General features: G+C 54.1%; 25 protein-coding genes. 11 read left to right on the forward strand and 14 right to left on the reverse strand.

The annotated features are described in order from the left end of the window. Nucleotides 1-5: 5 nt before the first annotated feature. The 4 genes from ppx (at nt 6) to mgtE (ending at nt 4,055) form a co-directional block, all read left to right on the forward strand. Nucleotides 6-1,529, forward strand: coding sequence for an exopolyphosphatase (gene ppx, locus JK231_RS07700; protein ID WP_211728306.1), 1,524 nt, complete (start codon nt 6-8; stop codon nt 1,527-1,529). A 27-nt stretch (nt 1,530-1,556) separates the two neighbouring features. After that, on the forward strand, nt 1,557-2,156 hold the full coding sequence (gene tehB / locus JK231_RS07705; protein WP_211728307.1) for a tellurite resistance methyltransferase TehB: 600 nt from the start codon (nt 1,557-1,559) through the stop codon (nt 2,154-2,156). Nucleotides 2,157-2,306: 150 nt separating this feature from the next. Beyond that, a complete protein-coding gene (locus tag JK231_RS07710; protein WP_034825717.1) occupies nt 2,307-2,495 on the forward strand; it encodes a YfgG family protein in 189 nt (62 codons plus the stop codon). A gap of 126 nt (nt 2,496-2,621) precedes the next feature. Further along, the gene (gene mgtE, locus JK231_RS07715) at nt 2,622-4,055 is read left to right on the forward strand and encodes a magnesium transporter (protein ID WP_058959123.1); all 1,434 of its coding nucleotides are present in this window, start codon (nt 2,622-2,624) and stop codon (nt 4,053-4,055) included. Between the two features lies 1 nt (nt 4,056). On the opposite strand, the gene JK231_RS07720 is transcribed toward mgtE, so the two are convergent. Together JK231_RS07720 and JK231_RS25465 are read right to left on the reverse strand one after the other, a co-directional pair. Continuing rightward, entirely contained in the window at nt 4,057-4,551 is a 495-nt protein-coding gene (locus JK231_RS07720) for a hypothetical protein (protein WP_058959124.1), read from the reverse strand. 10 nt (nt 4,552-4,561) lie between these two features. After that, nucleotides 4,562-4,810 (reverse strand): hypothetical protein, encoded by a 249-nt coding sequence (locus JK231_RS25465; protein WP_071845604.1) that lies wholly within the window; start codon nt 4,808-4,810, stop codon nt 4,562-4,564. A gap of 216 nt (nt 4,811-5,026) precedes the next feature. Here JK231_RS25465 and JK231_RS07725 point away from each other — a divergent pair, with 216 nt between their 5' ends. Beyond that, on the forward strand, nt 5,027-5,206 hold the full coding sequence (locus JK231_RS07725; protein WP_034825711.1) for a hypothetical protein: 180 nt from the start codon (nt 5,027-5,029) through the stop codon (nt 5,204-5,206). A 253-nt stretch (nt 5,207-5,459) separates the two neighbouring features. Here the strand turns inward: JK231_RS07725 and JK231_RS07730 are convergent, their stop codons facing one another. Beyond that, complete coding sequence (locus JK231_RS07730) at nt 5,460-6,236, reverse strand: DUF3750 domain-containing protein (protein ID WP_211728308.1); 777 nt, start codon at nt 6,234-6,236, stop codon at nt 5,460-5,462. A gap of 226 nt (nt 6,237-6,462) precedes the next feature. Between JK231_RS07730 and JK231_RS07735 the strand changes: the two genes are divergently transcribed. Beyond that, nucleotides 6,463-6,789 (forward strand): type II toxin-antitoxin system RelE/ParE family toxin, encoded by a 327-nt coding sequence (locus JK231_RS07735; protein ID WP_211728309.1) that lies wholly within the window; start codon nt 6,463-6,465, stop codon nt 6,787-6,789. Nucleotides 6,790-6,793: 4 nt separating this feature from the next. Next, nucleotides 6,794-7,123 (forward strand): addiction module antidote protein, encoded by a 330-nt coding sequence (locus JK231_RS07740; protein ID WP_211728310.1) that lies wholly within the window; start codon nt 6,794-6,796, stop codon nt 7,121-7,123. A gap of 51 nt (nt 7,124-7,174) precedes the next feature. Here JK231_RS07740 and guaA read toward each other — a convergent pair whose 3' ends face one another. Next, nucleotides 7,175-8,755 (reverse strand): glutamine-hydrolyzing GMP synthase, encoded by a 1,581-nt coding sequence (guaA, locus tag JK231_RS07745; protein WP_097118601.1) that lies wholly within the window; start codon nt 8,753-8,755, stop codon nt 7,175-7,177. A gap of 72 nt (nt 8,756-8,827) precedes the next feature. Then, a complete protein-coding gene (gene guaB / locus JK231_RS07750; protein WP_211728311.1) occupies nt 8,828-10,294 on the reverse strand; it encodes an IMP dehydrogenase in 1,467 nt (488 codons plus the stop codon). A 169-nt stretch (nt 10,295-10,463) separates the two neighbouring features. On the opposite strand from guaB, the gene xseA reads away from it, so the two are divergent. From xseA to JK231_RS07770, 4 genes are all read left to right on the forward strand, one after another. Next, on the forward strand, nt 10,464-11,837 hold the full coding sequence (gene xseA / locus JK231_RS07755; protein ID WP_097118602.1) for an exodeoxyribonuclease VII large subunit: 1,374 nt from the start codon (nt 10,464-10,466) through the stop codon (nt 11,835-11,837). A gap of 47 nt (nt 11,838-11,884) precedes the next feature. Further along, nucleotides 11,885-12,898 (forward strand): M4 family metallopeptidase, encoded by a 1,014-nt coding sequence (locus JK231_RS07760; RefSeq protein ID WP_160834291.1) that lies wholly within the window; start codon nt 11,885-11,887, stop codon nt 12,896-12,898. Then, the gene (locus JK231_RS07765; RefSeq protein WP_034825682.1) at nt 12,895-13,221 is read left to right on the forward strand and encodes a protealysin inhibitor emfourin; all 327 of its coding nucleotides are present in this window, start codon (nt 12,895-12,897) and stop codon (nt 13,219-13,221) included. Before JK231_RS07760 ends, JK231_RS07765 begins: the two co-directional genes overlap by 4 nt. Before the next feature lie 105 nt (nt 13,222-13,326). After that, on the forward strand, nt 13,327-13,509 hold the full coding sequence (locus JK231_RS07770) for a general stress protein (RefSeq protein ID WP_045814915.1): 183 nt from the start codon (nt 13,327-13,329) through the stop codon (nt 13,507-13,509). A gap of 88 nt (nt 13,510-13,597) precedes the next feature. On the opposite strand, the gene JK231_RS07775 is transcribed toward JK231_RS07770, so the two are convergent. The 9 genes from JK231_RS07775 to JK231_RS07815 all read right to left on the reverse strand — a co-directional run bounded on the left by JK231_RS07775 (nt 13,598) and on the right by JK231_RS07815 (nt 25,511). Then, on the reverse strand, nt 13,598-16,036 hold the full coding sequence (locus JK231_RS07775) for a glucose/quinate/shikimate family membrane-bound PQQ-dependent dehydrogenase (protein ID WP_097118604.1): 2,439 nt from the start codon (nt 16,034-16,036) through the stop codon (nt 13,598-13,600). A 418-nt stretch (nt 16,037-16,454) separates the two neighbouring features. Beyond that, a complete protein-coding gene (gene der, locus JK231_RS07780) occupies nt 16,455-17,948 on the reverse strand; it encodes a ribosome biogenesis GTPase Der (protein ID WP_034825679.1) in 1,494 nt (497 codons plus the stop codon). A 177-nt stretch (nt 17,949-18,125) separates the two neighbouring features. Beyond that, on the reverse strand, nt 18,126-19,307 hold the full coding sequence (gene bamB, locus JK231_RS07785; protein WP_211728312.1) for an outer membrane protein assembly factor BamB: 1,182 nt from the start codon (nt 19,305-19,307) through the stop codon (nt 18,126-18,128). 19 nt (nt 19,308-19,326) lie between these two features. Further along, the gene (locus JK231_RS07790; RefSeq protein WP_045814917.1) at nt 19,327-19,944 is read right to left on the reverse strand and encodes a YfgM family protein; all 618 of its coding nucleotides are present in this window, start codon (nt 19,942-19,944) and stop codon (nt 19,327-19,329) included. Nucleotides 19,945-19,983: 39 nt separating this feature from the next. After that, nucleotides 19,984-21,258: a histidine--tRNA ligase gene (hisS, locus tag JK231_RS07795; protein WP_097118606.1), complete on the reverse strand. Its 1,275-nt coding sequence runs from the start codon at nt 21,256-21,258 to the stop codon at nt 19,984-19,986. A gap of 106 nt (nt 21,259-21,364) precedes the next feature. Then, the gene (ispG, locus tag JK231_RS07800) at nt 21,365-22,486 is read right to left on the reverse strand and encodes a flavodoxin-dependent (E)-4-hydroxy-3-methylbut-2-enyl-diphosphate synthase (RefSeq protein ID WP_034825671.1); all 1,122 of its coding nucleotides are present in this window, start codon (nt 22,484-22,486) and stop codon (nt 21,365-21,367) included. Between the two features lie 38 nt (nt 22,487-22,524). Further along, a complete protein-coding gene (rodZ, locus tag JK231_RS07805) occupies nt 22,525-23,541 on the reverse strand; it encodes a cytoskeleton protein RodZ (protein WP_038645413.1) in 1,017 nt (338 codons plus the stop codon). Continuing rightward, nucleotides 23,531-24,265: a type IV pilus biogenesis/stability protein PilW gene (pilW, locus tag JK231_RS07810; protein WP_097118608.1), complete on the reverse strand. Its 735-nt coding sequence runs from the start codon at nt 24,263-24,265 to the stop codon at nt 23,531-23,533. Before pilW ends, rodZ begins: the two co-directional genes overlap by 11 nt. Before the next feature lie 76 nt (nt 24,266-24,341). After that, nucleotides 24,342-25,511, reverse strand: coding sequence for a bifunctional tRNA (adenosine(37)-C2)-methyltransferase TrmG/ribosomal RNA large subunit methyltransferase RlmN (locus tag JK231_RS07815; RefSeq protein WP_211728313.1), 1,170 nt, complete (start codon nt 25,509-25,511; stop codon nt 24,342-24,344). Nucleotides 25,512-25,621 lie beyond the last annotated feature (110 nt).

Consider the following 25,621-nt stretch of genomic DNA (forward strand, 5'->3'; position numbering starts at 1 on the left):
CGCCTATGCCAATTTCCCATAAAAGTACGCCGAAACCGCAGGAATTTGCTGCCATCGATCTGGGCTCAAACAGTTTCCACATGGTCATTGCCCGTGTGGTCGATGGCGCCATGCAAGTGTTGGGGCGTTTGAAACAGCGCGTGCATCTGGCCGATGGGTTAGATGCGCAAAATCGCCTGAGCGATGAGGCGATGGAGCGTGGCCTGAGCTGCCTGGCGCTGTTTGCGGAGCGTTTACAGGGGTTCAGCCCGGCAAACGTCACTATCGTCGGTACGCACACGCTGCGTATCGCCACCAATGCCGAAGAGTTCCTGCAGCGCGCCGCAGAGGTGATCCCCTATCCGATCGAGATCATCTCTGGCAACGAAGAAGCGCGTCTGATCTTCATGGGCGTGGAGCACACGCAGCCGGAAAAAGGCCGCAAGCTGGTGATCGATATCGGCGGCGGTTCAACCGAACTGGTGATCGGTGAGGATTTTGAACCGCAGCTGGTGGAAAGCCGCCGCATGGGTTGTGTCAGCTTTGCCAATCTCTATTTCCCGAAAGGGGAAATTTCGCCTGAACACTTCCGTCGCGCGCGTTTGTCCGCGGCGCAGAAGCTGGAAACCATGGCGTGGCAGTATCGTCTGCACGGCTGGCAGTATGCGCTGGGTGCTTCAGGCTCGATCAAAGCGGCCTGCGAAGTGCTGCTGGCAATGGGTGAGAAAGAGAAACTGATCACCCCGGAAACGCTGGAAATGCTGGTTGATGAAGTATTGAAGCACAAGTCTTTCAATGCGTTGAGTCTGCCGGGCTTATCGGAAGAGCGTAAAGCGGTGTTTGTACCTGGCTTAGCGATTCTGTGTGGCGTGTTTGATGCGCTGGCGATTCGCGAACTGCGCCTGTCTGATGGCGCGCTGCGTGAAGGTGTGCTGTATGAGATGGAAGGTCGCTTCCGCCATCAGGATATCCGCAGCCGCACCGCGCAAAGTCTGGCTAACCACTACGCTATCGATAGCGATCAGGCACGCCGCGTGCTGGAAACGACCGAGCAGCTTTATCTGCAGTGGCTGGATCAAAATCCCAAGCTGGCGAATCCACAGCTCTCCGCGCTGCTGAAATGGGCTGCGCTGCTGCATGAAGTCGGATTGACCATCAATCACAGCGGCATGCAGCGCCATTCAGCTTACATCCTGCAGAACTCCAACATGCCTGGTTTTAATCAGGATCAACAGATGCTGTTGGCCATGCTGGTACGCTACCACCGTAAAGCGGTGAAGCAGGATGAGATGCCACGTTTCACCTTGTTCAAAAAGAAACAGTTCCTGCCGATGGTGTTCCTGTTACGTCTGGGTACGCTGCTGAATAATCAGCGCCAGGCCACCACCAAGCCGGACTCGCTCAAGCTCAAGGCGGATGACAGCAACTGGACGCTGACTTTCCCGCGTGGCTATCTGAGCCAGAATACGCTGGTACAGCTGGATCTGGAGCGTGAGCAAGCCTACTGGAATGATGTCACCGGCTGGAAACTGACGCTGGAAGAGGAGTAATGCGGGCTGCTGGCCCGCTGTATCACTATGACAACACGTCCCGATAACTATTTCGCGGAAAAATACGGTCTGACACCGACCCACTCCGAAGTGCTGGCTGCATTGCCAAAACTGGCAGTGGGCAAAGCGTTAGACCTCGGCTGCGGCCAGGGCCGTAATAGCCTGTTCCTGAATCAGCATGGTTTTGACGTGACGGCCTGGGACAGCAATCCCGTTAGCCTTGAGCGTCTGAATAGCATTATTCAGGAAGAGAATCTGGAGAACATTCGCACGGAACTGTGCGATCTCAATAAGGTGCGTTTCAACGGCGGCTATCAGTTCGTGCTCTCCACAGTGGTGATGATGTTCCTGCAACCGGAATCCATCCCACAGCTGATTGCCGATATGCAGGCCAGTACGCTGAAATATGGCTATAACCTGATTGTGGCGGCGATGAGCACGGATGATTATCCCAACTCGCAGAACTTCCCGTTTACGTTCAAATCCGGCGAGCTGAGCCATTACTATCGCAACTGGCACATCGTGAAGTACAACGAGGAAATCGGTGAACTGCATCGTCGTGATGAAAACGGCGATCGCATCAAATACCGTTTCGCCACGCTACTGGCGCAAAAAGCCAGCTATTGATGACGAGGCCGCGAAATGCGGCCCCATCTGATTTTGATCAACGCACCCTTAACCATTACTGCTCATTTTTCACACAGCAATTGACCTGACGATCTAACTGTGACTAAATGTTGCCATCGCCCAGCCGGGCATTTAAAGGAACCACCCCGCGTGAACAGCGCCATCCCAGCACGAAGACGTCCCAAAACCGGTACCATGACTCGCATTATTTTGCTGATCAGTTTCTTCATTTTGGTTGGCCGTCTGATTTTCATTATCCCCGGTGCGATTGAGCATCATCAGCAAAAAAAAGCCGCACCTGAGCCGGTCACCACACTGAGCACCAGCGATTCGCGCTAAGGAATTTGCGGGTCATCGTTGCTTGCCGCTTCACATTGCCCGATTGTGACAATGCTGCTTAATGCGCCCTGATTACCCGCAACGCGCTACACTTTGACCTGACTTTACAGACACAAAGGACGCGTTATGTCTGCTCCGTATGCACAACAATTAACTGAAATCCGTCAGCGCATCTTGCATCTGCTCCTCAGCGAGGACGATCTCGTTGATGTGCTGCTGGATAAATCTATCGATCTCAATGCCGCCGAGTTGCGGGAGATCACCGACTGGCGCCATCAGCTGGAAGAAGAGCTGCATCAACTGCACGCGGCTGACTTAGCGGATATCCTCGAAGCGCTACCTGAACAAGAGCGTCTGGCATTATGGCGCCTTGTGCCCTCCGAACAGCGCGGTCGCGTGCTGGTCGAAGCCTCTGAAACCGTCTGGGCCAGCCTGACGGAAGGTATGACTGATCGCGAGATTCTGCACGCTATTGAGCCGCTGGACATCGACGATCAGGTATATCTGGCTCGCTATCTGCCGCGTGATTTAACCGGACGTTTACTCACCACGCTGGAGCCAAACTTGCGTGCACGCCTGCTGGAAGTGATCGAGCTTGATCGCGACCGCGTGGGCCAGGTGATGGATTTCAATATTCTGACTGTCCGATCTGACGTGACCCTCGCCACCGTGCAGCGCTTTCTGCGCAAGCGCAAAAGCATGCCGGATGGTACCGATAAAATCTTTATTACTGACGAACAGAATCAGTTGCTGGGTGAGTTAACACTCACCGACATTTTACTCAACAAGCCAAAGACGCTGGTTTCTGACGTGATGAATGCGCGCCCGACCACCTTTCAGCTCGACGACAAAGCCGAAGATGCAGCCAGTGCCTTTGAGCGTTATAACCTGATCTCTGCCGCCGTTATTGATGCGAAAGGTAAGCTGATTGGCCGTATCACCGTGGAAGACGTGATCGATCTGGTTAACGAAGAGAACGAAAGTAACATTCGTAAGATGGGCGGTATCAGCCAGGGTGAGGACGTGTTCGCGCCGGTGCGCAAAGCGGTGGGTAAACGCTGGGCGTGGCTCGCCATCAATCTGTGTACCGCATTTATCGCTTCTCGCGTAATTGGCCTGTTTGAAGAGACCATTTCTCAACTGGTGGCGCTGGCGGCGCTGATGCCTATCGTCGCCGGGATTGGCGGTAACACCGGTAACCAAACCATCACCATGATTGTGCGTGCACTGGCGCTACATCAGGTGGAACCCGGTAACTTCTCCTTTCTGGTGGTACGTGAACTCGGCGTTGCCCTGATTAACGGGCTATTCTGGGGCGGAATCATGGGCAGCATCACCTGGTTGATGTACGACAATATGCAACTCGGTGGCGTAATGATGCTGGCGATGGTGCTTAATCTGCTGCTGGCGGCGCTCATGGGCGTACTGATTCCGTTGATCATGACCAAGATGAAACGCGACCCGGCAGTAGGTTCCAGCGTGCTGATCACCGCTATCACCGACACCGGCGGTTTCTTTATTTTCCTCGGTCTGGCAACGGTGTTTTTGCTGCACCGTTAAATCAAAGACAGTGCGCGTAACGTTGCAGCGCTTGCTGCAAATTGAGTTGCAACGTTGCGTGCGCCAGTTCGCTGATGCCTGGTGTTACGCGCGATGAGCCGCGTTGATTTAACCACTCGACCACATCGATAAGGTGCCACAGCGCGGTTTTACCATCATGAATTGGACGTGGAAACTGCGGGCTGTGAGTGAGCATTAACTTCCGCATATTCTGGCGCGATACGCCGATCAACTCGGCGATATCCGTAAGGCCGACCAGATCGGGGGCCGCTTCAATCAGTTCGGCATCGGGTAAAGCCTGAATGACTTCGGCTAAGGCATCGCGAATCGCTTGCTGCGCACTCTCCGCTTCCCGGTAGTACATCAGACTCAATTTACCGGCTACGCCAGTACCCACCAGCGCATCAGTGCAACCGGCAGCGCCGAGTCGTTCCAGGGCTTCGTCATCAGACACAGCCTCACTCAACTGAAAACGTAACGTGAATTCAAATTCCATTTTTACATCCTTATCGTTTCACTCTTGAGCAGTTATCCACCACTCGCTTTAACATCCTGGCATGATTTTCAGGGCTCTTAGGCGTGCTCCAAATGCAGGTAATACAGAAATCACCGCATCGACACTCTGCTGAATTCTCCGGGCAATACATTTTTCCCCACGCATGATGCCCACCCTGCACAATTTTCCATCCCTGAACTTCTGCATAACGTAAAACGCTTTCAATCTCTTTGTGCGGGTGTCGCTTCCTTTCTGACATTGCATGCCACCTTATACTTTGAACATTAGGTTGTCAACTGACAACCACCTTCAGTTTTCAGATGCTATGTCATCAGCATTTAAGGCGTGAGAGAACAACAAGTGTCCTGTGATCCCGGATTTAATTTGAGGTTGGATACCAGCGCACAAAATCGAGCGCACCTGAGTTCAAGCGCATATACACTTAGCGCTATCACTGACCTGAGGGAGAAACAGCATGTTTAAAGTTGATGATTTTGTGCAGTCGAAGACCGGTGGCCCAAAGATGCAGGTCACACGGGTTGAAGGGGAGTTGCTATGGTGTGCACGTATTGACGATCCCATCAAACGTGAGATCGAAGTCAGGGCAGATAGCGTGAATTTGTATCACGAAGAAGGCGATTTCGGCGTGTGCTGATTCTTCCGTTGCGCGATAAATAGCGCCGCTACTGGTCAGTGCACCCTGCCATAGCGGCATAATTTATTGTGTAATGCCTGGTTTTGCTCGCCATGAATGACGCGCTACGCTGCTCGGTGCGGTTAATGACGCCCTTACATTGTTTGGTGCGGTTTTCATAAAGTGCGCATTCATGCGTACCAGGTTAAAGACGCACTCACTGGCTTAAGTGGATGGCATTACGCAATTTTTTGCATGACGTGAACGCAGACAATCACGGATTGTCCTTTTGCAGATTATCTTGCCCAATTCCGCCAATAAACGGCAAGCGCAGTTTTAATGGCGCGAAGTCCAGCCCCAGATTCAATCCCAACACATTCACTTCCAGCCCTTCTTCCGCACCCAGGGTAACGCCTAACACACCCAGCAAGGACACCTGTAATCCGCGCCCCGACGGTGGTAATCCAATGGGATGAAGCAGAGAGCGATAATCTTTGCCTAGTGCATTAGCAGGCAAATCCAGCTTCAACGCAGGCACTTCACGGCCAATGTGTGCCATAAAGGTGTTGCTGTTCGGTCCCGGCCACGCGTGATAGGTCGTTGGCCATGGGTAAGATTTTATCGCCGCTTCGATCTGCGGAATCATTGCTTCTGCTTCCTTGCCGCGATGCTCCACCAGTAAACGCGGTTTCGCGCCGTACCAGTATCCATCCGGCAGGTTTGCGTTGCGACGCACCTTATCGCCGCTGCCCCAGCTGATCACTTCGTAGCGGTTGTACTGCGTCTCCCCTGCACGCTTAAAAATGATCCACGGATGCACCGCGACAGCGCCCTTCCAGCCATATGTGGGCGCAGCATAAACCTGCACGATGGCCAGATTGGCATATTGGTGCGGGTCCGGCGCTATCCCGGCCGAATCCCGTCGCGCCGTCGCCCAGCCACCGCGCTCACTGGTTAACTCACCGGTGCGCGTGGCCTGCGCCAAACTGGCTGCCAGCGAGAGCAGCACAATACAGAGGAAAGAGAGGAGAAAGGCTTTCAGTGGCAGCATCGACGGCGTCCTGATGATTAACAATTCACCTGCCATCATGCATTGGTAGGGTGAGTTTGTATTCACTAACTATGCGATAGGGCAAATTGCACTGAAAATGCATGTCGGTTGGCAATAAAAGAATGGCGTATATCTCGCAGATGCACACACTTCACTAACCCTTTCGTTGCATCAATGTCGCTTATAAAAGACAATTTTCGCTGGATTGAATGCTTGCGAGGACGCTATGCTGTATACCACTAAACGTTATCAGGATCCTGATGGCAAAGTTCCCTATACCGAATGGATAATCAAATTAAGAAAGAGGGATCCTCGCGCCGCAGCAAAGATAGATACTCGAGTGGATCGCGCTGAAAGTGGAAACTTTGGCGACTACCGATTTGAAAGAGAGGGTGTTTGGGAATTAAAAATCGATTATGGCCCGGGTTACCGCGTCTACTACGCACTCGATGGAGATAGGATAATTTTGCTTCTTATTGGGGGAGATAAATCGTCCCAAAAACAAGACTTAGCAAAAGCAGTAAAATTTTGGCGTGAACATCAAACGAGGTAACAGCATGACTATCATCACTCAATCTGCACCAAAGAAAAAAGCAGTCAGTCACGACGATGCGATGGTAGCAGAGCTGCGAGAAAACCCGGATTACGCTGAAATCTACCTGCAAACGGCATTGGAAGATATCTACGAAGAAGGCGGGATAGCTGCCTTTCTGATCGCCCTTCGCCGAGTAGTTGAGGCTCGGGGTGGCATTAGCGAAATCTCTCGCAAATCGGGGTTGTCGCGCCAGCAGTTGTACAAAACGCTCTCAGAAAAAGGAAATCCAACGCTCACTACCCTTACAGAGATTACCCGTGCAGCTGGCGTTAGACTGATTCCTCACATCTAAATAAAAAGCCCGCATTTAAGCGGGCTTGATAGGCAATTCAGTTAACGAAAATCATTCCCACTCAATCGTGGCCGGTGGCTTACCTGAGATATCGTAAACCACGCGAGAAATGCCGTTCACTTCGTTGATGATGCGGTTGGAAACACGGCCGAGGAAATCGTACGGCAGGTGCGCCCAGTGCGCGGTCATGAAGTCGATGGTTTCTACTGCACGCAGTGAAACAACCCAATCATATTTACGACCGTCGCCCATTACGCCAACAGAGCGTACTGGCAGGAACACGGTGAAGGCCTGGCTGACTTTGTTGTACAGGTCAGCTTTATGCAGTTCTTCGATGAAGATTGCATCGGCACGACGCAGCAGGTCGCAATACTCTTTCTTCACTTCGCCCAGTACACGCACGCCCAAACCTGGACCCGGGAACGGATGGCGATACAGCATGGCGTATGGCAGGCCCAGTTCCAGGCCGATCTTACGCACTTCATCTTTGAACAGCTCTTTCAGCGGCTCAACCAGGCCCATCTTCATCTCTTTCGGCAGACCGCCCACGTTGTGATGCGATTTGATCACGTGTGCCTTGCCGGTAGCAGAAGCAGCAGACTCGATCACGTCTGGATAGATGGTGCCCTGTGCCAGCCATTTCACGTCAGTCAACTTCAGCGCTTCTTCGTCGAACACTTCAACGAATACGCGGCCGATGATCTTACGCTTGGCTTCGGGATCGTTCTCGCCCGCCAGTGCATTGAGGAAACGGTTTTCAGCGGCAACGTGAACGATGTTCAGACCAAAGTGGTCGCCAAACATATCCATCACCTGCTCAGCCTCGTTCAGACGCAGCAAGCCGTTATCCACGAACACACAGGTCAGGCGATCGCCGATAGCGCGGTGCAGCAGCATCGCGGTGACAGAGGAATCCACACCACCTGACAGGCCAAGGATCACTTTATCTTCGCCGACCTGCTCACGAATACGCTCAACCGCATCTTCGATGATCTTGGCTGGCGTCCACAGTGCTTCACAGCCGCAGATATCACGGATGAAACGCTCCAGCATGCGCAGGCCCTGACGGGTATGCGTCACTTCTGGGTGGAACTGCACGCCGTAGAATTTCTTCTCTTCGTTGGCCATGATGGCAAACGGACAGGTTTCGGTGCTGGCAACGGTTTCAAAGCCAGCCGGGATAGCGGTCACTTTGTCACCGTGGCTCATCCACACGTCCAGCAGCGGTTTGCCGGCTGCGCTGATGGCATCTTCGATGTCACGAACCAGCGCGCTCTGGGTCAGCACTTCAACCTGCGCATATCCAAACTCACGCTCGTTGGAGCCTTCAACCTTGCCGCCCAGCTGCATTGCCATGGTCTGCATGCCGTAGCACACGCCCAGCACTGGTACGCCAGCATTGAACACGTATTCTGGTGCACGTGGGCTGTTCAGCTCAGTGGTGCTTTCCGGGCCACCTGACAGGATGATGCCGTTTGGATTGAAGCTACGAATCTGCTCTTCGGTGACATCCCACGCCCAGAGTTCGCAGTAGACGCCCAGCTCACGCACGCGGCGCGCGACCAGCTGCGTATACTGAGAACCAAAATCGAGGATCAAAATGCGATGTTTATGAATATTTTCAGTCGTCATTGAGGCGTTTCCATTGGGATGGACTTAATAATAAAAGCGCCCGGCAGGTGCCGGGCGTTGAATCTTACGGGATTATGAACCCATGCGGTAGTTCGGTGACTCTTTGGTGATGGTCACATCATGCACGTGGCTTTCGTTGATACCTGCGCCACTGATGCGCACGAACTCGGCTTTAGTACGCAGATCGTTGATGGTTGGGCAACCGGTCAGGCCCATGCAAGAGCGCAGACCGCCCATTTGCTGGTGCACGATCTCTTTCAGACGGCCTTTGTAAGCGACGCGGCCTTCGATACCTTCTGGCACCAGTTTGTCAGCCGCGTTATCGGTCTGGAAGTAACGGTCAGATGAGCCTTTAGACATCGCGCCCAGTGAACCCATACCACGGTAAGATTTGAACGAACGTCCCTGATACAGCTCGATTTCGCCTGGAGATTCTTCAGTACCCGCCAGCATAGAACCGACCATCACAGCGGCCGCGCCTGCGGCGATCGCTTTGGCGATGTCACCTGAGAAACGGATACCACCATCAGCCACAACCGGGATACCAGTGCCTTCCAGCGCAGCAACCGCATCAGAAACGGCGGTAATCTGTGGTACACCTACGCCAGTCACGATACGCGTGGTGCAGATTGAACCAGGGCCGATACCCACTTTTACCGCGCTCACGCCCGCTTCGGCCAGTGCCAATGCACCTGCACCGGTCGCCACGTTGCCCCCGATGATGTCCAGGTCTGGATACTTCGCACGGGTTTCACGGATACGTTGCAGAACGCCTTCAGAGTGACCGTGAGAAGAGTCGATCAGCAGAACGTCAACGCCCGCAGCAACCAGCGCGTCAACACGCTCTTCGTTACCTGCGCCCGCACCAACCGCAGCACCCACACGCAGACGGCCTTCCGCATCTTTACAGGCGTTAGGTTTACGCTCTGCTTTCTGGAAATCTTTAACGGTAATCATGCCCAGCAGATGGAAGCTATCATCCACAACCAGCGCTTTCTCAACACGTTGTTCGTGCATTTTCTGCAGTACGATGTCGCGCGCTTCACCCTCTTTAACGGTGACCAGACGCTCTTTCGGTGTCATCACTGCGGAAACTGGCAGGCTCAGGTCCGTCACAAAACGCACGTCACGACCGGTAATGATACCGACCAGTTCGTTGTCGGTGTTCACAACCGGATAACCCGCAAAGCCGTTGCGCTCGGTCAGCTCTTGCACTGCCGCCAGCGTGGTGGTTGGCAGAACAGTTTGCGGATCGGTCACTACGCCACTTTCGTGTTTTTTCACTTTGCGAACTTCATCCGCCTGGCGCTCAATCGACATGTTTTTGTGGATAAAGCCCAGACCGCCTTCCTGCGCCAGTGCAATTGCCAGACCGGCTTCGGTCACCGTGTCCATAGCAGCAGACAGCATAGGGATGTTCAGACGGATGTTTTTCGTCAGTTGGGTGCTGAGATCAGCGGTGTTCGGTAAGACAGTGGAGTGAGCTGGAACGAGCAGAACGTCGTCAAAAGTGAGGGCTTCTTTAGTGATTCTTAGCATTGCAATATCTCCACCTGGGGGCGATTAAAACAGATAAAATATTGCCGCGGCATTATACAGGCCGAAATCGATTGCCTCCAGTGTTTTTTAGGAAAAAGTCTTGATCCTTCGGGTGAGCAATGTAGTATCGGTTGATTAACCCTCTGATTTAAAATTTGATCTACATCACATGTCGCTACCGCCAACCGCCAATATTTTTACTGTCAGCCGCCTGAATACCACGGTGCGCCAACTGCTGGAAAATGAGATGGGCCTGGTGTGGCTCAGCGCTGAGATCTCAAATTTTAGCCAGCCCTCTTCCGGTCACTGGTACTTCACCTTAAAGGATGATGGCGCACAAGTCCGCTGCGCGATGTTCCGTAATAGCAACCGCCGTGTCACCTTCCGTCCTCAGCATGGTCAGCAGGTTTTGGTGCGCGCCAGCATTACGCTGTATGAACCGCGTGGCGACTATCAGCTGATTATCGAAAGCATGCATCCAGCGGGTGAAGGTCTGCTGCAGCAGCAGTTTGAGCAATTGAAAGCGCGACTGGCGGCCGAAGGGCTGTTCGATCAGCAGTTCAAACAGCCGCTGCCCGATCCGGCGCGCCAGGTCGGTGTGATCACCTCTGCCACCGGTGCCGCGTTGCATGATGTGCTGCGCGTACTGCATCGCCGCGATCCCTCGTTGCCGGTAATTATCTATCCCACGCCGGTGCAAGGTGTGGATGCACCGGCTGCGATTGTGCGTGCCATTGAACTGGCGAACCAGCGTGATGAGTGTGACGTGCTGATTGTCGGCCGTGGCGGCGGCTCGCTGGAGGATTTGTGGAGCTTTAACGATGAGCGCGTGGCGCGTGCTATTTTTGCCAGTCGCCTGCCCATCGTCAGTGCCGTCGGCCACGAGACAGACGTCACCATCGCCGACTTTGTCGCCGATCTGCGCGCCCCTACCCCATCTGCGGCGGCAGAAATCGTGAGCCGCAATCAGATCGAACTGCTGCGCCGTTTGCAGTCACAGCAGCAGCGAATGGAAATGGCGATGGATTTCTACTTTGCAGAGCAGCAACGCCGTTTTACCCGCATACAACATCGTTTGCAGCAGCAACATCCACAGCTGCGTCTGGCACGCCAGCAAACCACACTGTTCCAGTTGCAACGTCGCCTCGGCGAGGCAATGGATCAACGTCTGCGCGTGGCTAATCGCCAGCAGGATCGCGTGTTACAGCGCCTCAATCAGCAGCAGCCTCAAGGGCGCATTCTGCGTGCGCAGCAGCAGATGCAGCAGTGGCAGTATCGCCTGCAACAGGGCATGGAGAAGCAGCTGAATCACAATCGTCAGCGATTTGGTAATCTGGCTGCACAACTGGAGGGCGTCAGTCCGCTTGCCACACTGGCGCGTGGTTTTAGTGTGACAACGGATACGCAAGGCCAGCTGGTGAAGAAAACCCAGCAATTGCATAAAGGCGATTTGCTGCGCACCCGTCTGGATGATGGCTGGGTGGAAAGCCAGGTGACCGCCCTTGAACCGCAGAAATCGCGTAGCCGTAAAGCACGATCCTAGCTGAAAAACTATACTTCTGGCATGTTCACTCACGGCCAGGAGTTACTATGACCTACAGCGTTATTCCTCCGTATATTCTTCGCAACATCATTGACCATTGTTCGGGTGCGCCTCAGGAGTCTGCTCGCCGCACCCTCACCCATGTTCAGCAACTGATGACTGAACACAATCATAAATCGGCCAGCGCGGCCACCGCCCAGCCTGGCAGCGTGTTGCGTGCCATCTTTGATGCGAAGAACACACAGAATCTACCCGGCACCTTAATCCGCGATGAAGGTCAGCCAGGCAATGGTGATGTCGCTGCCGAGGAGGCCTGGAATTATCTCGGCATCACCTACGATTTCTACTGGCAAATCTTCAAGCGCAACTCACTGGATAACCAGGGCCTGAAGCTGGATGGCACCGTGCATTACGGCAAGGAGTATCAGAACGCCTTCTGGAACGGTCAGCAGATGGTGTTTGGTGACGGCGATGGCGAGATTTTTAACCGCTTTACCATTGCGCTTGATGTGGTCGCGCATGAACTCACCCACGGCGTGACCGAGAACGAGGCCGGGCTGGTTTATTTCCAGCAGTCTGGTGCATTGAATGAATCGATGTCTGATGTGTTCGGCTCGCTGGTGAAACAGTTCCACCTGCAGCAAACGGCCGATCAGGCTGACTGGTTGATTGGTGAGGGCTTGTTAGCATCCGGGATTAAAGGCCGTGGACTGCGATCCATGTCCGCACCTGGCACGGCCTACGACGATCCGAAACTCGGCAAAGACCCGCAACCGGCGGATATGGATCACTACATCGAAACGCGGGATGACAACGGCGGTGTTCACCTCAATTCTGGCATTCCTAACCGTGCGTTTTACCTCGCCGCTAAAGCACTAGGCGGCTTTGCCTGGGAGTTAGCGGGCCACGCCTGGTACGACACCCTCTGTGACAAAACACTGCCGCAGGATGCCGATTTCAGCACCTTTGCGCGTTTCACCGTCGAGCATGGCGGCAAGCGATTCAATCGCTCGGTGGCGGAAGCAATTCAATCCGCCTGGCAACAGGTAGGCGTAACGTGAATATTCAACTGACTGATGACGCCATTATCGAACTGGCGCGTGAAGGCGGCATTGCTTTTATCCCCAATCTGCGAGGCGAGCGCCGCTTTGCGCTGGCTCAACTTCCGGAGCCACAAAAACAGCGGGTGTGTAACGTGCTGGAGCAGGCATTACCGTTAGGGGAACCGGAAGATCAGGCGGCGAATCTTGGCAGCGGCGATCAGCGCTATTTTCGCATTCAAATCACCTATGCCACCCATCAAGAGGCGGGATCCATCGTGATTTTAATTCCAGAAACTGTGGCATCGCCAGAATTAGAGGCTCTCTGGCGCGACGGCCAGTGAAGAACTCGGAGATCTCCCAAGGCAACCTGTAACTTACTGACTATAATCATTAATGTGGCTAGCTAGTCCACATCGAAGAAAACACCCTTAGATGAGGTCTCTGCTATGACACAAAAAAAGCAACGAGGCGGTGCTGGGAACTTTGCAGAGGACCCAGAGCGTGCCAGGGAAGCCGGCAGTGCTGGCGGCAAAGTCAGTGGGGGCAATTTCAGAAACGATCCTGAAAGAGCCAGGGAAGCTGGAAGAAAAGGAGGTCAAAAAAGCCGTCGCCCCTCCAAGCAGCAGTGAATAAGGTACCTTAAGGAGTGAAGTGCGCCACGGATGGTTAATAAAAAAAGGCCGACATCATGATGTCGGCCTTTCTTCTTACTGAGGCTTACTTGCTGTCTGGCAACGCGTAAGCAATCACGTAATCACCACGGTCTGGTGACTGACGTGCACCACCTGCGGAGATCAGGATGTACTGTTTGCCATTTTTCGGCGAAACGTAGCTGATTGGGCCACCCTGGCTGCCGACTGGCAGACGAGCTTTCCATACTTCTTTACCGGTTGAGCTATCGAAGGCGCGCAGATAGTAATCCTGCGTACCGGCGATGAACACCAGGCCACCCTGAGTTGCCAAGGTGCCACCCAGCGTTGGCATACCGATTGGCATTTGTGCGCGCATCTTGATACCGAATGGACCGGTATCCTGCACGGTACCGACTGGCACCTGCCATACGATCTGACGGGTTTTCATGTCGATAGCTGACAGCGTACCAAAGGGTGGTGCCTGGCACGGAATACCCAGTGGAGACATGAAGCGGTTTTTGTTAACAGCGTAAGGGGTACCTTTCAGCGGAACTGCGCCCATACCGGTGTTGATCGCTTCACCGCCGTTGCTGGCAGCAGACTTAGTGGTGTCCTGAGGAATCATCTGTACCCACAGGCCCAGACGCATGTCGTTAACAAACATGTACTGGTTGTTCGGGTCAAACGAGATGCTGCCCCAGTTCATACCACCCAGTGAACCTGGGAAGCTGAGTGATTTGTCAGTGTCCGGAACAGTGAACAGTCCATCGTAACGCATGCCTTTAAAGGCAATACGGCACACCAATTGGTCGAACGGCGTCGCGCCCCACATGTCAGACTCGGTCAGCTTCTGGTTGCCGATGTTAGGCATTTCCACTGAGTGCGGCTGTGTTTTGGTGTACTGCTCGTTCGGGATATGGCCCTGCGGCATTGGCTGCTCTTCAACTTTCGTCAAAGGCTTGCCGGTCAGGCGATCCAACACCCAAATCATACCGGTTTTTGCACCGATAACGACGGCTGGCTTAGTGGTGCCATCCTTCATCGGGAAGTCAACCAGGCTCGGCTGCATTGGCAGGTCGAAGTCCCACAGATCGTTATGTACGGTCTGATAAACCCATTTTTGCTTGCCGGTAGTCGCATCCAGCGCCAGAATTGATGCGCCGTAGGTGTGATCCAGTTTGGTACGATTCGCACCCCACAGATCCACAGACGAGCTACCCATTGGCAGGAACACAGTGTTCATCGCCGGGTCGTATGACATCGGTGCCCATGAGTTCGGGGTACTACGGGTGTAGTCTTTGCCCGGCATCAGGATGGCATTCGGGTCATCGTTACCTGGGTCAAACGCCCAACGCATCTGACCGGTGATGACGTCAAAGCCGCGCAGTACGCCGCCAGGCATATCGGTCTGGACGTTATCCGCCACACGACCACCCACCACTACGGTGGTGCCGGCCAGCTGTGGTGCAGACGTCAGCTGATACTGTGGATCGGGCGCTTTACCCAGACCTTTTTTCAGGTCAACCACACCGTGGTCGCCGAAGTCTTCACAGAATTCACCGTTGTCAGCATTGATGGCAATCAGACGCGCATCAATGGTGTTCATTAGAATACGACGCTGACAGGTATCACCTGCCGCCAGAGCTGGCGCAGGAACCGGCGTTGAGCCAGGCTGTGTTGGCTGCTGTACGGGTTTGGTCGCATCGAAATACGCCAGACCACGGCAGCGGTTCCACACTTCTGCCTGTGCGTTGATTTCACGCTTCCAGATCTGCTTGCCAGTATCCGCTGCAACCGCAATCACGTTGTTGTGCGGGGTGCAAAGGTACAGGGTGTTGCCTACCTGCAGTGGCGTTTCCTGATCTTCCGCGCCGTTACCGGTTGGGCTGATCGGGGTATCGCCAGTGTGGAAGGTCCATGCAACCTGCAGGTCTTTTACGTTGTCACGGGTGATCTGGTCGATCGCCGCGAAACGGTCACCTTCAGGCGTGCGGCCGTAGCTGCTCCAGTCCTGCTGTGGTTTAGACTTGTCCACCGGAATCAGCGGCAGCTGTTTGCCTTCGAAAGCGACGGTTGGGTGCGGCTGGAACATCTGCACGAAAGTTGCCACCATGCCAACAGCGATAACTGCTGAAAGGACATAGGAAACTTTCGCCAGAGAGCTTTTGCCTTCACGCTTACGCAGCGCTGGCCAGGTCAGGAACGCCAGCAGCATCAGGCCTGCAGGCACCATCAGGCGTGAAACCAGCTGCCAGAAGTGGAAGCCCGCATCAAACAGCGCCCAAATCAGGGTGCCAACGAAGACCAGAATGAATAAGGTCACGGCGGATGATTTGCGACGGAAGAACTGAACCGCCGACAGCAACATCACAATACCGGAAATGAGGAAGTACCAGCTGCCGCCCAGAGCGACCAACTTGCCACCGCCGATCGCGAAGAACAGACCGACAGCCAGCAGGACCAGCCCGAACAATACAGACCAGATACTCAACCCTTTGCAGGGACGAGCGGAATTTTCTGCCATAACAAAAACTCTCCTGAAAAAATAACGCGCTGGTGCCGGCTAACAAGCTGTAGCCAGTAGCAATGCTCCTGCCAACGATGGGGGACAGGAACCAAACCGTTACGCTTTATTTTATATCTATTGGTACGGGTGCAATGCCCGTCATTCGGCGCTTGTGAGCAAGGACACATCGCAGGTGAGAGTGATTCTCGCTACAAGGCGGCAGGATTGTACCACCTGGTTCATTAGAAAGTGAACATCCATAACGAAGGAGTTACTGCGTAATAGCATTTTTGCTACAAAACCAGTCATAAGTTATTAATAAATATGAGGCTGAATCAAAGTGTAATTTTTGATGCTAAGGCGATATGTCAGGGATGATGAGCTTATCGTGCGGCATCAGGGCGAAAAAAAAGGGCCCGTTTGGGCCCTCTTCACTTTAACGCTTATTCTTTTTCAGATGCGACATCAGTCGCTGGCGTTTGCGCTGCTGCGTCGGTGTCAGCAGGTTACGTTTGCCCGCGTACGGGTTGTCGCCTTCTTTAAACTGAATGCGAATCGGTGTGCCCATCACGTTGAGTGAGCGACGGAAGTAGTTCATCAGGTAACGTTTGTAGGAATCTGGCAGATCCTTCACCTGATTACCGTGAATCACCACGATCGGCGGGTTATAACCACCAGCATGGGCATACTTCAACTTCACGCGGCGACCACGCACCAGCGGCGGCTGATGGTCGTCAGAAGCCATGGTCATGATGCGCGTCAGCATCGCGGTGCCGACACGTTTGGTTGAGCAGTCGTAAGCTTCGGTCACGGATTCGAACAGGTTACCTACGCCACTGCCGTGCAGCGCCGAGATAAAGTGAATGCGCGCGAAATCGATAAAGCCCAGACGGAAGTCCAGCATCTCTTTCACTTCGTCACGCGCTTCCTGGGTCATGCCATCCCACTTGTTGACCACGATCACCAATGAGCGACCGCTGTTCAGGATAAAGCCGAGCAGTGACAGATCCTGATCGGAAATGCCTTCACGTGCATCAATCACCAGCATCACCACGTTGGCATCTTCAATGGCCTGCAGCGTTTTGATGACAGAGAATTTTTCTACGGTTTCGGTGATTTTTCCGCGTTTACGCACACCGGCGGTATCAATCAACACATACTCGCGCTCATCACGTTCCATTGGAATGTAAATGCTGTCACGCGTGGTGCCCGGCATATCGAAGACCACAACGCGGTCTTCACCCAGGATGCGGTTAGTCAGCGTTGACTTGCCGACGTTAGGACGGCCAACGATAGCCAGCTTGATCGGCAAGGTGGTCGGGTCGAAGTTTTCTTCTTCCTCTTCCGCCAACGCCTTCTCGTCCTCTTCTTCTTCTAACGCGGCCCAGTAAGCGGCGTTTTCTTCTTCTTCCGTCAACTCCACTTCCGGAACGGCTTCTTCCATCCATGGCAGCAACGCAGCTTCAAGCAGGTTGTTCACACCGCGACCGTGCGAGGCCGCAATCGGATGAATGTCACCCAAGCCCAGCGCATAGAAATCCAGCACGGCAGCATCAGGATCGAGACCGTCAGTTTTGTTCGCGACCAGGAAGGTGGCTTTTTCGCGCGAACGTAGGTGATTGGCGATCTGTTGATCGGCCGGCATCACACCCGCACGCGCATCCACCAGGAACAGCACCACATCCGCTTCTTCAATCGCCAGCAGCGATTGTTCTGCCATGCGGTTTTCGACGCCTTCCTCGGTGCCATCAATACCGCCGGTATCAATAACAATGAATTCGCGCCCTTCCACTTCGGCGCGACCATATTTGCGATCGCGAGTCAGTCCAGGAAAATCCGCTACCAGCGCATCACGAGTGCGCGTTAAGCGGTTAAATAGCGTAGATTTTCCCACATTGGGACGCCCAACCAGCGCGACCACAGGTACCATAACACTTGCCTCAGTTTTAAAAATAAATCGCCCGAATGGCGTGATTATAACGACATTTGCCAGAAGGCGTCAGGCTGAAGGCGCTAAGAATACCATGCCTGACTAAAAACGAAACGGCCCCTGACGAATCAGGAGCCGTATTAGCGAGCAGGAAGCCGGTTCCTGCAAAGCCCAATCTTAACGAGTGATGGCGTAAACTTCGCCGCCCTTCGCCTGGATCAGCAGCTTGTCACCGGCAACCACCGGGTCAGTCTGGAAGCCATCGCTGTCCAGTTTCTGCTGCGCAACAAAGCGCCCGTCAAGGGTGTTAATCCAGTGCACATAACCTTCGCTATCGCCAACCACCAGATAACCGTTAAACAGCACTGGTGAAGTCAGGTTGCGATGCAGCAGATCGCTCTGGCGCCAGATGGCCACGCCACCGTCGGCATTGAGCGCAATCACGCGGTCATCCTGATCGACCAGGTAAATACGACCCGCATCAACCACCATGTCTTTCACGCCGCCGATTTCGCGTTTCCACAGAATCTGGCCTGAACGCAGTTCCAGCGCGGTCAGATTACCGTTGTAAGCCAGCGCATAGATCACACCGTTAACCACAACCGGCGTCGTATCCACATCGCTCAGACGATCAATCTCTGTGGCGCCACTTGGTTGCGAAATACGCTGCTGCCAAATCAACTGCCCCTGGTTCATGATTACTGCACTCACGCGGCCATTGTCACCACCGACAATCGCACCACCGAATGCCACAGTCGGTGCAGATTCACCGCGCAGTGACAGCGCAGGCATATCGAGGTTGACGCTCCATTTGATCGCGCCAGTACTCTGGTCCAGCCCCTGCAACATACCGTTGCTGGTGTGGATCAGTACCAGGCCATCACTCACAACTGGACGCGACATCGCTTCACCGGCGACTTTCGTCTGCCAGGCGATGCTGCCATCGTTATTGTTCAGTGCATAGACCTGGCCGCGCTCGCTGCCGATATAAATGCGATCGCTGGTAGCGGTAATACCGCCAGAGAGAAGAGCTGAGATGTTTTTCGAGAAGAAGCCGGTTTTCTCAGAGAGATCGACTTTCCATTTCTCTTTACCGTTGCTGGCATCCAGGGCTTTCACTACGCCAAAGCGGTCGGCCGCATAGACGGTACCGTCCTGCCAGGCTGGATGCAGATTGGAATAGAAATCGCCAACGCCATCACCCACCGAGGTGCTCCAGGCCGTCTGTGGCGTAAACTGGTTTTCCACTTTCGGCAGCGGAGCCATTTTTACTACATCTTCTTCGCCGCTGAACAGCGAACAACCGCTGAGCAGAGTGACTGAAATCAGCCCTGGCAGCAGGTATTTACGTAATTCCATGTGCGCTCTCTTGACTGGCTTAACTTAAGTTATTCATCTTCATCTGCAGCATTTGCTTCAACGCAGGAGAGGCCTGCGATTCAGCACCTTTGCTCCAGGCATCACGTGCGCCCTGCTTGTCGCCTTTGCTCAGCAGTGCTTCGCCACGAATGTCCGCAATAATGGCTGTCCAGCCATCACCCTTAACATTGTTAAGAGTTGAAAGTGCGGCATCGGCCTGATTTTGCTGCAGTTGAATGCGTGCCAGACGCAGGTTAATCACCGCCTGCAGGTTGGCATCTTTGGTATCTTTCAGCCCGCTCTGAAGCAGCGTAATGGCTTTATCTAACTGATTTGCTTCAACGTACTGTTTCGCTAAATCGAGCGAAGCCAGTGCGCCATAAGTGTTGTTATTTTCATTGGCAAAGGCGGCAACCGCTTCCAGCGTTTGCGGCTTATCCGCCTGCATCGCAGTGGTCAGTTGTTGATACTGTGCCGACGCAGCTTTATCCGCACCATCCTGATGACTGGTCCAGAAACGCCAGCCACCCAGTGCAGCAATGCCGATGATCACACCCACAGCCAGCGCTTTGCCGTTGTTCGCAAAGAACTGACGCAGTGCGTCAACCTGTTCGTTTTCGTTGCTGTAAACTTCCACGCAATCCCTCTCCTTTAAATGGCTGTTGCAGTGCTGCGTTTACTGCAGCAGCGTGCGCAATGTCGCAGCGGCTTCGCTTTGGGCAACGGTTTGTTGATCGCCTGTGCTCAGGTTTTTAATCACGACCTGACCCGCTTTCACTTCGTCTTCACCCAGCACCAGCGCAATGCGTGCGCCCCACTTGTCTGCACGGCCAAACTGCTTCTTGAAGTTACCACCACCGAAGTTGGTCATCAGCTTCAGCGCCGGATCTGCATCACGCAGTTTTTCCGCCAATTGCATCGCAGCGGACTGAACGCCCTGCCCCGAAGCGATAACATAGACATCAACAATGCGCGTCGGTTCAAATTCTGGATTAACCGCCTGGACCAGCAATACCAAACGCTCAAGACCCATGGCAAAACCGACCGCTGGCGTAGCGCGACCACCCAGCTGTTCAACCAGACCATCGTAGCGTCCACCGGCACACACGGTGCCCTGTGAACCTAAGCTGTTGGTCACCCACTCAAACACGGTGCGGTTGTAGTAATCGAGGCCACGCACCAGACGCTGGTTCACGGTGTAAGCGATACCCGCGTCATCCAGCAGGCTGCACAGCCCGTCGAAGTGCGCGCGTGAGTCTTCATCGAGATATTCATTCAGCGTCGGCGCATCGTTGAGTAACAGTTGGATGTCAGGGTTTTTGCTGTCGAGTACGCGCAGCGGATTGCTGTACATACGACGTTTGCAATCTTCATCCAGTTTGTCTTTGTGCTGCTCAAGGAAGGCCACCAGTGCGTCGCGGTAGTTCGCGCGCGCTTCCAGTGAGCCGATAGAGTTGAGTTCGAGACTCACGTGTTCAGCGATACCTAACGCTTTCCACCAGCGCGCGGTCATCATAATCAGTTCGGCGTCAATGTCCGGGCCTTGCAGACCAAACACTTCCGCACCAATCTGATGGAACTGGCGGTAACGACCTTTCTGCGGACGTTCGTAGCGGAACATCGGACCGATGTACCACAGACGCTGTTCCTGATTGTACAGCAGACCATGCTCAATACCGGCGCGCACGCAGCCCGCGGTGCCTTCCGGACGCAGAGTCAGGCTTTCACCGTTGCGGTCGTCAAAGGTATACATCTCCTTTTCAACCACATCGGTGACTTCACCGATAGCGCGTTTAAATAGCGGGGTCTGCTCTACAATCGGCAAACGGATTTCGCTAAAGCCATAACTGGCCAGCACCTGCTTCAGGGTGCCCTCAATACGCTGCCAAATCGCAGTATCCGCTGGCAGGTAGTCGTTCATCCCACGGATCGCTTGAATATTCTTCGCCACGTTAGAATCTCTTAATACAAAAAAACCTGTCCGGCATCATACCTTATGAGGATGAAACCGCACAGGTTCAATCACAAACCGGCACGCGGCGGGCGCGCACCATCCCTTATTTTTCCAGCTGCTGCACGTTAATGCGGCGGCTTTCATCCAGCATGCTGGCCTTGGCACGAATACGTGCTTCCAGCTGGTCGATCATATTGTCGTTATCGAGGCGATCGCGCTGACGCACACCGTCCTCGTAGAAACCACTTTTACGGCTACCGCCCGTCACGCCCATGGTCGAAACAGTGGCTTCGCCAGGACCGTTCACCACACAACCGATAATCGAGATATCCATTGGCGTGATGATGTCTTCGAGACGTTCTTCCAACGCATTCACCGTCCCAATCACATCAAATTCCTGACGTGAACAGGTTGGGCAGGCAATAAAGTTGATACCGCGTGATCGAATGCGCAGCGATTTCAGAATGTCGTAACCGACCTTGACTTCTTCCACCGGATCCGCCGCCAGCGAGATGCGCAGCGTATCGCCGATCCCTTCCGCCAGCAGCAAGCCCAGGCCAATCGCTGATTTTACTGAACCGGCGCGCGCGCCACCCGCTTCGGTAATACCGAGATGCAGTGGCTGATCGATGGCTTTTGCCAGCAGGCGATAAGATTCAACGGCCAGGAACACGTCAGAAGCTTTTACGCTCACTTTGAACTGATCAAAGTTGAGGCGATCGAGGTGATCAACATGGCGCATCGCGGATTCGAGCAGCGCCTGTGGCGTTGGCTCACCGTATTTTTCCTGCAGATCTTTTTCCAGTGAACCGGCATTCACGCCGATACGGATAGGAATATTGTAATGACGGGCACAATCCACCACCTGGCGGATACGCTCGTTGTTGCCGATATTGCCGGGGTTGATGCGCAGGCAGTCGACGCCATATTCGGCGACTTTCAGTGCGATACGATAGTCAAAATGAATGTCCGCCACCAGCGGCACATTGACCTGTTGCTTAATCAGTTTGAACGCTTCCGCCGCATCCATGGTCGGAACAGAGACGCGCACGATATCGACACCGACACGCTCAAGCTGGCGAATCTGGTTAACCGTGGCGTCCACATCCGTGGTGCGGGTGTTGGTCATTGACTGAACGGCAATGGGCGCACCATCACCAACCGGCACCTTGCCGACGTAAATCCGTGTTGATTTGCGACGGATAATGGGTGCTTCGTTATGCATATTCTCTCTCCACAATTACCCGGAAAGCGCGCTGCGCGTTATTGCGCACCCAGCGTCAGACGGGCAACCTGGTTATTACGGATAAAACGACTTAAATCAACGGGCTGATTCTGATATTGCACATCAACCGCACTCGGAGCGCCAATTTTCAGACGATACGGAGCCGTTCCGGACAAGCTGAGCTTACCGCCGCTACGTTGCAATCCGCTGAACAGCTTCTTGCCAGTAGCGTCGGTGACTTCCAGCCAGCAGTCGGCTTTGAAATTCATCACCACCGCATTTGGGTCACCCGCTGGCTGGCTTACCGCCGCGTTGCTGGTCGGCATTTGACCTGCTGGTACACTGTTGGCAGGTGCCGGAGAGGTGGCTGCTGGCGGTGCGTTATCGATCGGTGCCTGGCTCGGTGAAACCACGGCGTTATCGCTGCTGGTAGCAGGCGCAGTGGTGTTGGCAGCCGAAGCCGCGTTGTTGCTGGTACTCGGTGTCGCAACCGCACCTGCACCGTTATCCACCGGCGTACCGGCGGCATTGGTATCACTGTCAGTCGCGCTGTCAGTGCTGTTTTCACCCAGCGGAATAGACTGACTGTTATCGCTGCTGCTGCCATTCTGGTCGGCCATTGAGACCAGATCGGCCTGCGAGGCTTTATGGTTTTGCCACCACCACGCGCCGGTCAGACCAATGACCACAAAAATCACCAGCCAGGTGAAAATCATCAGCCAGCCATCACGCTTTTTACGGCGCTTACCTAACGAGAAGCTCTGCATTGGCTCAATTTTGGCCGCGCGCACGGGAGCCTGCTTCGCCATCATCGGCAACAGGTCATCTTCCGGCACATGCACCAGACGAGCATAAGAACGAATGTAACCGCGCAAGAACGTCGAAGCTAAATCAGCTGGCGACTTATCCTCTTCAATGTCTCGTACGGTAGAAAGTTTCAGGCACAGGCGTTCAGCGACATTTTGCTGAGTCAGCCCCATCTGCTCACGGGCCAGACGCAGGCGTTCACCTGTGGAATGTACTGCAGAATTCTCTTGAGTGGCTTCAGTATTCATTAGCTAAATAACGCTGGTACTGTATCGATTGTGGAAAACTTCGCGCCAACCGGTCGCCATAACGTGTAACGTCAGCAGCGTTTCCCTGTTGCGCGGCGAAACGTATTTGTAACCACTGGCTCTCTGCCGTTGCGGGCAAACGCTGGTGGTACACTTCTAATAGCAGCGGAACCGCCATGCGATCCTGCTGTTCAAGCCGCCTTTCCACTTCCAGAAGCAGTTGACTGCCCTGCTCCGGTGCGGCAATCAGCGCGTTGCTCAAAGACTCGCGCGCTGAGGCACTCTCTCCAGCCTGCAGGTAACAATAGCCCGAAAACAGAAATGCATCCTGACGAGCTTCGATTTCCTGTGCAGCCATCGCCAGCTTAAACTGTTGATGCGCTTCGCCATACTGCCTTAAACCGCAAAGAAACGCACCGTAATTGTTAGCGATGTAGCCATTCGCTGGCGCTAACTGCTGGGCGCGTTGGTAGTGCCAATGGGTCTGCGCGCTATTCTGCTGCGCCTGTGCCAGCCGCGCAAGCGCCAACGGCACACGATAATCTTGCGGTGCGGCCCGCTCAGCGCGTAATAAATTACGCTGTGCTGCAGCAAAATCTTTCACCGCCAGGTAGTGCAACCCTAGCTGTAGCCTGATATCCGCAGCGCCTTGCTGGACCGGTGGATTGACACAACCGGTTACAACAAAGCCCGCCAACAACACTGCCGATAATCCTTTGTGCATTTCAGTCTCTCCCTCTGACATTGAGAGGAGAGACTGGCACGGCTTACGCCCGGTGGGTATCACCAGGCGCCGTGTTTCAGAGCGCCTTCACAGAGATGGTTTCACCGGCCATTTTCTTACGCAAGGTGCGCTTGGTACGGTCGATAACGTCACCCGCTAACTGACCACAAGCCGCATCAATATCGTCGCCACGCGTTTTACGCACGATAGTGGTAAACCCATAATCCATCAGCACTTTGGAGAAACGATCGATACGGCTGTTGGAGCTACGGCCATATGGCGCGCCCGGGAACGGGTTCCATGGGATCAGGTTAATCTTGCACGGCGTCTCTTTCAGCAGTGCAGCCAGCTCATGCGCGTTGTCGGTGCTGTCATTGATGTGATCCAGCATCACGTACTCGATGGTCACGCGGCCCTGATTGGCGTTCGATTTCCCAATGTAGCGTTTAACCGCCGCGAGGAAGGTTTCGATGTTGTACTTTTTGTTGATCGGCACAATTTCGTCACGAATCGCATCGTTCGGTGCGTGCAGCGAAATCGCCAGTGCCACGTCGATCATATCGCCCAGCTTATCCAGTGCCGGCACGACACCCGAGGTAGACAGCGTCACGCGACGTTTTGACAGACCAAAACCGAAATCATCCAGCATGATGTCCATTGCTGGCACCACGTTGTTCAGGTTGAGCAACGGCTCGCCCATGCCCATCATCACCACGTTGGTGATCGGACGCTGGCCGGTAATTTTCGCCGCGCCGATAATTTTCGCCGCGCGCCATACCTGACCAATGATTTCGGAAACACGCAGGTTACGGTTGAAGCCCTGCTGCGCAGTCGAACAGAATTTGCACTCCAGCGCACAGCCTACCTGTGAAGAGACACACAGCGTTGCACGGTCAGCTTCCGGGATATACACGGTTTCGACCAGCTGATCGCCCACGCGAATCGCCCACTTGATAGTGCCATCGCTGGAACGCATCTCTTCCGCTACTTCCGGCGCACGGATTTCAGCGCGCTGCATCAATTTGCCACGCAGCACTTTGTTGATGTCAGTCATCTGCTCGAAATCATCGCAGCAGTAGTGGTACATCCACTTCATGACCTGATCGGCGCGGAACGGCTTTTCACCCATCTCTAAAAAGAATTCGCGCATCTGCTGACGGTTAAGATCCAGCAGGTTAATTTTTTCGTTTTTTGGGGAAACATCCACGGGGGAAGCGGACGACGGCGTCACAATCTGTTCGGACATAATGTTCTCTGGCCTCGTTGTTACACGTTACGGCTCTGGTTAAGAATAGGAAAAAAATAACGCCCTCGCTGAGCCAGGCTCAACAAGGGCGCATTATTGTACTACATCTG

It is taken from the genome of Pantoea sp. JGM49 (assembly GCF_018257655.1).
GTDB classification, from domain to species: Bacteria; Pseudomonadota; Gammaproteobacteria; order Enterobacterales; family Enterobacteriaceae; genus Pantoea; species Pantoea communis.

What these genes read in the sequence shown, in the direction of transcription:
- ppx (WP_211728306.1), top strand. Translation starts at nt 6, where the DNA reads ATGCCAATTTCCCATAAAAGTACGCCGAAACCGCAGGAATTTGCTGCC.
- tehB (WP_211728307.1), top strand. Translation starts at nt 1,557, where the DNA reads ATGACAACACGTCCCGATAACTATTTCGCGGAAAAATACGGTCTGACA.
- mgtE (WP_058959123.1), top strand. Translation starts at nt 2,622, where the DNA reads ATGTCTGCTCCGTATGCACAACAATTAACTGAAATCCGTCAGCGCATC.
- JK231_RS07720 (WP_058959124.1), bottom strand. Translation starts at nt 4,551, where the DNA reads ATGGAATTTGAATTCACGTTACGTTTTCAGTTGAGTGAGGCTGTGTCT.
- JK231_RS25465 (WP_071845604.1), bottom strand. Translation starts at nt 4,810, where the DNA reads ATGTCAGAAAGGAAGCGACACCCGCACAAAGAGATTGAAAGCGTTTTA.
- JK231_RS07725 (WP_034825711.1), top strand. Translation starts at nt 5,027, where the DNA reads ATGTTTAAAGTTGATGATTTTGTGCAGTCGAAGACCGGTGGCCCAAAG.
- JK231_RS07730 (WP_211728308.1), bottom strand. Translation starts at nt 6,236, where the DNA reads ATGCTGCCACTGAAAGCCTTTCTCCTCTCTTTCCTCTGTATTGTGCTG.
- JK231_RS07735 (WP_211728309.1), top strand. Translation starts at nt 6,463, where the DNA reads ATGCTGTATACCACTAAACGTTATCAGGATCCTGATGGCAAAGTTCCC.
- JK231_RS07740 (WP_211728310.1), top strand. Translation starts at nt 6,794, where the DNA reads ATGACTATCATCACTCAATCTGCACCAAAGAAAAAAGCAGTCAGTCAC.
- guaA (WP_097118601.1), bottom strand. Translation starts at nt 8,755, where the DNA reads ATGACGACTGAAAATATTCATAAACATCGCATTTTGATCCTCGATTTT.
- guaB (WP_211728311.1), bottom strand. Translation starts at nt 10,294, where the DNA reads ATGCTAAGAATCACTAAAGAAGCCCTCACTTTTGACGACGTTCTGCTC.
- xseA (WP_097118602.1), top strand. Translation starts at nt 10,464, where the DNA reads ATGTCGCTACCGCCAACCGCCAATATTTTTACTGTCAGCCGCCTGAAT.
- JK231_RS07760 (WP_160834291.1), top strand. Translation starts at nt 11,885, where the DNA reads ATGACCTACAGCGTTATTCCTCCGTATATTCTTCGCAACATCATTGAC.
- JK231_RS07770 (WP_045814915.1), top strand. Translation starts at nt 13,327, where the DNA reads ATGACACAAAAAAAGCAACGAGGCGGTGCTGGGAACTTTGCAGAGGAC.
- JK231_RS07775 (WP_097118604.1), bottom strand. Translation starts at nt 16,036, where the DNA reads ATGGCAGAAAATTCCGCTCGTCCCTGCAAAGGGTTGAGTATCTGGTCT.
- der (WP_034825679.1), bottom strand. Translation starts at nt 17,948, where the DNA reads ATGGTACCTGTGGTCGCGCTGGTTGGGCGTCCCAATGTGGGAAAATCT.
- bamB (WP_211728312.1), bottom strand. Translation starts at nt 19,307, where the DNA reads ATGGAATTACGTAAATACCTGCTGCCAGGGCTGATTTCAGTCACTCTG.
- ispG (WP_034825671.1), bottom strand. Translation starts at nt 22,486, where the DNA reads ATGCATAACGAAGCACCCATTATCCGTCGCAAATCAACACGGATTTAC.
- rodZ (WP_038645413.1), bottom strand. Translation starts at nt 23,541, where the DNA reads ATGAATACTGAAGCCACTCAAGAGAATTCTGCAGTACATTCCACAGGT.
- pilW (WP_097118608.1), bottom strand. Translation starts at nt 24,265, where the DNA reads ATGCACAAAGGATTATCGGCAGTGTTGTTGGCGGGCTTTGTTGTAACC.
- JK231_RS07815 (WP_211728313.1), bottom strand. Translation starts at nt 25,511, where the DNA reads ATGTCCGAACAGATTGTGACGCCGTCGTCCGCTTCCCCCGTGGATGTT.